6 protein-coding genes are annotated in these 4,813 nt (G+C 57.7%); all 6 read left to right on the top strand.

Annotation, left to right across the window (positions count from 1 at the left end; genetic code table 11):
* The first annotated feature begins 133 nt into the window (after positions 1-133).
* Entirely contained in the window at positions 134-436 is a 303-nt protein-coding gene (locus tag ACIREA_RS26830) for a hypothetical protein (RefSeq protein ID WP_397385395.1), read from the top strand.
* A 96-nt stretch (positions 437-532) separates the two neighbouring features.
* Positions 533-676: an entericidin A/B family lipoprotein gene (locus tag ACIREA_RS26825; protein ID WP_397385394.1), complete on the top strand. Its 144-nt coding sequence runs from the start codon at positions 533-535 to the stop codon at positions 674-676.
* A 237-nt stretch (positions 677-913) separates the two neighbouring features.
* Positions 914-1,129 (top strand): DUF3185 domain-containing protein, encoded by a 216-nt coding sequence (locus tag ACIREA_RS26820; protein ID WP_397385393.1) that lies wholly within the window; start codon positions 914-916, stop codon positions 1,127-1,129.
* A gap of 126 nt (positions 1,130-1,255) precedes the next feature.
* Positions 1,256-3,034 carry an AI-2E family transporter gene (locus ACIREA_RS26815; RefSeq protein ID WP_397385392.1) on the top strand — a complete coding sequence of 593 codons (1,779 nt, stop codon included), beginning with the start codon at positions 1,256-1,258 and terminating at the stop codon, positions 3,032-3,034.
* Positions 3,035-3,066: 32 nt separating this feature from the next.
* Positions 3,067-4,254, top strand: a complete 1,188-nt coding sequence (locus ACIREA_RS26810) for a phosphatidylserine/phosphatidylglycerophosphate/cardiolipin synthase family protein (RefSeq protein ID WP_397385391.1) — start codon at positions 3,067-3,069, stop codon at positions 4,252-4,254.
* Positions 4,255-4,305: 51 nt separating this feature from the next.
* Positions 4,306-4,767: a bacterioferritin gene (locus tag ACIREA_RS26805; protein WP_397385390.1), complete on the top strand. Its 462-nt coding sequence runs from the start codon at positions 4,306-4,308 to the stop codon at positions 4,765-4,767.
* Positions 4,768-4,813 lie beyond the last annotated feature (46 nt).

The following is a 4,813-nucleotide window of genomic DNA, read 5'->3' as shown; positions in this document are numbered from 1 at the left end:
CGAGGATGTCGGCCCAGGTGGACGGGCATTCGAGAGACAAGTGAAGGACAACGATTCTCACGCCTGCTCCCAAAGGTCCACCCATCCATCCGCGCTCTGACAGACGATTCTTTAATCACCAACCCTGATTCCTATGAAACACATTCTATATATCATGTTCACCTTTGCGACCGTCCTGACCGTCGGTTGCAACAAGCAGAAACAAGCTATCGACGCGCAAAACGATGCGGCCAAAACCGCGATCGAGCATCAGAAGGACGCCGTGGACGCCCAAGCCAAAGAGGCCAAAGCGCAGGCGGAAATCAATGCCAAGATCGAAAAGGCCAACATCGAAGCCAAGCAGGCGGCCGATCAGGCTCAGCTGGATGCTGACAAGAAAAAAGCCGATGCCGACGCTGCGGCCGCCAAGGCCAAAGTGGATGCTGTGCAGAAGTAACAAGACCCACGCCCGGAGCGGGCTCAGCGAATGAGCCTGCTCCTTTTTGAACGCAGCCCATTTCACCAAACTCGCAAATCACAGCTCAATAATACTATGAAAACATCCACCACACGCCTCACTCTTCTCGTCCTTGCGTCTGCCGTCTTGACGCTCATTGGCACCAGCTGCCGCACCGTTCGTGGCTTTGGCCAGGACGTCGAACATGTGGGCGGCCACATCGAGCGCGCCTCGCGCTAGCCGATGACCACGCCTGTGAAGCAAGCGTTGTCCATGAAGCCGACAGGCTTTCAAGCAACGCTTGGTTCATGGCGTGGAGCGGTCGATGAAGGGAGCGTTTTAGCCGGTGAGGTGCAGCGTCAGGTGCAAGATCTGTGCGCTTCCAACCACGGGCTCCATCGTTGATCGCCGATCCATGAAGCTGGCCTGCGGCCATTGCTTTGAACCCGATGTTTTAAACTGCCAATCAAACTTATTATGAAACCGTCCATCATCGCCATCCTGCTCATCGTCATCGGCGCCGCCATGCTTGCCTACGAGGGCTTCACTTATACCACGAGGGAGAAGGCCATTGATCTGGGTCCCATCCAGGTGACTGCTGAGAAGCAGCACTATGTCTACCTGCCGCCTGTGCTTGGCGGGGTGCTGCTCATCGGTGGTGTTCTGATGCTGCTCAGGTCCAAAGGGAACTAGCTTGGCTGCATAGCGGGCGTGGCGATCTTGCTTATTCACCGTTTGGACACATCCAGAACCGGTGCGGATCAAGATTAACAAGCGCAAGGAAGGCCTCCTGGTCATGGCTTCCGCCCAACCACCGTCATGGACACATTTAATCGCACGCTGTCGCACTTTTTGAAATTCGTCAGCGCGCTGCTGGTCATCGCCACACTCTATGTTGGCAAGGAGGTGCTGATCCCTCTGGCACTAGCCAGCTTGTTCACGTTCCTGCTCAATCCGCTGGTGAAGAGATTGTGCCGCTGGGGTGTGCCGCGTGTGCTGAGTCTTGGCATGGTGACGATCGTGTGCTTTTCCAGCCTGGCGCTGGTGGCCTGGCTGCTGGGAGGAGAACTGGCGCACCTCGCGAATGATCTGCCTAATCATCAGCAGAACATTCAGCGTCGCGTCGAGTCGCTCCATAAAATCGGTGACACCCAGATCATCGTACGACTGCGGCAGCTGGTGGGGGATGTGAGCCAGCCCAACCCACCTGTGACGGTACTGATGTCCCCTGCGGAACCTGCGCCGTCAGAGTCTCCCGCTGCCACACTTTCATCTCAGTTTAATGGGGAAGGCATGCTGATGAAGGCCTTCAACATGGTCGTGTCCACGCTGGCCGATGCGCTGGGAATGGCGGCGGTGGTGATTTTGTTTGTGGTGTTCATGCTCCTGCGTCTGAACGACCTCAGTCAGCGTGTCGCGAGACTGGTGGGTTATGGGAGGCTCACGCTGACAACGAAGGCGATCGATGAGTCAGGCGACCGCATCAGCCGCTATCTTCTCATGCAGAGCACCGTGAACGCCATCTATGGGCTGGTGCTGGGGATTGGGCTCAGCGTGATCGGGCTTCCCTACGTGCTGCTGTGGGGCGTGCTGGCTGCGGTCTCCCGTTTCATTCCGTATGCAGGCTCGTGGATTGTGGCCACTTTGCTGTTTGGTTTGAGCCTGACCATCTTTGATGGCTGGACGAAGCCGCTGGTGGTCGTGGCCTTCATCATCACTCTTGAGCTGCTGACGAACATGCTGCTGGAGCCGAAGCTGTACGGACACAGCGTGGGGCTGTCAGACTTTGCGCTGCTGCTGGCGATCGCTTTCTGGACATCGCTGTGGGGAGGCGTGGGGCTGGTGCTGGCCACACCGCTTACGGTCTGCATCGTGGTGTTTTGCAAGCATGCGGCTTCACTCGAATGGGTGGACATCCTGATGGGTGAGAATCCGCTGCCGCAACCTCATCTCAGCTATTATCAGTACCACCTTGCCGGCAATGAAGACGCCGCGCAGGACCTGGTGGAATTATCGCTGAAAAAAGAAGGCTATGAAAAAACGCTGGAAGACATTGCCCTTCCTGCGCTGGCTCTGACACGGCGCGAGGAAGTGCTGGGCAAGCTTGATCGTGATGAATCGGCGGAGATATATCGAAGCATGCGCTCGGCTTTCCTGTCGTTGAAGGAGAGTGCTGAGAGTGGCGCTGCGGTTGCAACGCAGGCGGATGAAGCACCGCAGGCGCTGAGGGTTTATGGGCGGGCCCTGCATGGCGAGGCCGATGCGCAGGCGCTTGAGATGCTTGCGTCGATTCTGCCCGGTGCGATCGCGATGAAGGTGGATGAAGGGCCCAGGCTGATTGGCGAGTTGGTGCATGAGCTGGAAGTGGAGAAGCCGGTCGTTTTTTGCATCAGCGCGATGCCCCTGCGTGCGCGGCACGACGCCAAAAATCTCTGCCTCAGGGTGCGAAGCAAACTGCCGGATCTCAAGATCCTCGTCTGCCGCTGGGGCCTTCCAGGACAGGAGCACGACCCCAAGCCACTGCGTGATGCGGGTGCGACCTGGGTGGTTTCTTCATTCAAAGAAGCGCGGGAGGTGCTGGAAAAGCTGGTGGAATGATCTGATGACATCGTGCCCTATTTGGCTCACCTATGGATGTGCCGATCCAACCGCCCCTCACCACGCCGGACGGGCATGCTTTTCGCTGGCATGACTCGGGAGAGAAGTATCTCAACGCTGAGATCGACGCCATCGCCACGGCACAGACGAGCATCCTCTTTGAGTGCTATCTCTTTCGCGCATCGAAGGTGGGTGAACGTTTTCGGGATGCCATGACAGACGCAGCACGTCGTGGCGTGCAGGTGACGCTGCTGCTTGATGACGTGGGGTGCTGGGGTCTGCATCGGAATTACTTCAGTGAACTGATTCGCCTGGGAGGAAAGGTTGTTTGGTTCAATCCCGTGCGCTGGCGATTTTGGTCGTTCCGGGATCACCGCAAGCTCCTCGTGGTGGATGACGCCCATGCATTCATCGGCGGGTGTAACATCGCTCCTGAATACGCAGGGGATGGCATCCACGAGGGCTGGCGGGATGGTGGCATCTCCATCACAGGGCCGGTGGTGCGGCACCTTGCGGCCTCCATTGCATCCCAGATCGAGATCGCCGGGAATCAAATATGGCGCGTGCGAAAAAACAGCCGCAGCGGCTGGGTGAAGGCTGGTGCGGACGTGTCACTGCTGCTCATACGACCGGGGCTGCATCAGGGGGTGTTTCAGCGCGCTCTGCAAAGTGATCTGCAGCATGCGCGGGACATTGCCATCACCACCGCGTACTTCCTGCCGGTGGGGCGCGTCAAAAAGATGCTGCTGCGCGCGGCCAGACATGCCCACAGTTTTCGCCTGCTGCTTCCCGGAAAGAGTGATGTGCCGCTGCTGCAGGTCGCGGCGCGTGCGCTTTACTCGCGTTTTCTTCGCCGTGGAGCGCAGATTCACGAATACCAGCCGCAGGTGCTGCATGCCAAGGTACTCATTCTCGATGACATCGTCTACATCGGTTCTTCGAACATCGATCCACGCAGCCTGGTGATTAATTTTGAAGTCATGCTGCGGATTCGCAGCGCGGTGCTCGCCAAGGAGGCTCGGCGCACCTTTGAGAGGGATCTTGACCACAGCGTGGGGGTGAAACCCCTGTCATGGCGGAGGCCGTCCAACTGGTGGCAGCGACTGAAACAGAAGCTGGCCCGCTTCATTTTCACCCGGCTGGATCTGGGCGTGGCCCAATACTTTGTGCAAAAAAGAGAGACTTCTCCCCGCCGCAACTCCAGGTCTGGCTGGAATTGAGAACATCCATGCGCGGGATGGAACGCGATGGTTGAGTAACCACCCATTGCCATGAATACCCCCGCTCCGATCACCAGCCGCCAAGAAATGATCGATCTTCTGAATGAAGATCTTGCCCGCGAGTACCAAGCCATCATTGCCTATGTGGTTTACAGCCAGACGTTGAAGGGCGCCGAATACAAGAGCATCGCGGACGAACTGGCTCTGCATGCCGCGGAGGAGCTCAGCCATGCCATTCAGATCGCGAAGCAGATCGACTACTTCAACGGTACTCCGACGACGACTCCCAAAGCGGTGAAGACCTCTGACAAGCCGAAGGACATGCTGAGATTTGACCTTGAGAATGAGATGGAGACGATCCGCGGCTATCGGCAGAGAATACGCCAGGCGGAGTCAATGGGAGAGTATGCGCTGAGTGAAGTGCTGCGCAAAATCATCGCTCAGGAGCAGGAGCATTTCATGGATCTGGCCGAAGCGCTGGGCATCGACAACCCCGTCATCGAACAAGAGTGATGGGTGGAGGGGGGGGCAGTACCACTGATTTCACATGAAACCCAAT

Source organism: Prosthecobacter sp., assembly GCF_044373815.1.
In the GTDB taxonomy this organism is placed as follows: Bacteria; Verrucomicrobiota; Verrucomicrobiia; order Verrucomicrobiales; family Verrucomicrobiaceae; genus Prosthecobacter.
Note: the sequence above shows the minus strand (reverse complement) of the source record. Positions and strands in the feature narration are given on the sequence as shown.

Excerpts from the sequence above, each read along its gene's own strand:
- ACIREA_RS26825 (WP_397385394.1), top strand. The coding sequence starts at position 533 with ATGAAAACATCCACCACACGCCTCACTCTTCTCGTCCTTGCGTCTGCC.
- ACIREA_RS26815 (WP_397385392.1), top strand. The coding sequence starts at position 1,256 with ATGGACACATTTAATCGCACGCTGTCGCACTTTTTGAAATTCGTCAGC.
- ACIREA_RS26810 (WP_397385391.1), top strand. The coding sequence starts at position 3,067 with ATGGATGTGCCGATCCAACCGCCCCTCACCACGCCGGACGGGCATGCT.
- ACIREA_RS26830 (WP_397385395.1), top strand. The coding sequence starts at position 134 with ATGAAACACATTCTATATATCATGTTCACCTTTGCGACCGTCCTGACC.
- ACIREA_RS26805 (WP_397385390.1), top strand. The coding sequence starts at position 4,306 with ATGAATACCCCCGCTCCGATCACCAGCCGCCAAGAAATGATCGATCTT.
- ACIREA_RS26820 (WP_397385393.1), top strand. The coding sequence starts at position 914 with ATGAAACCGTCCATCATCGCCATCCTGCTCATCGTCATCGGCGCCGCC.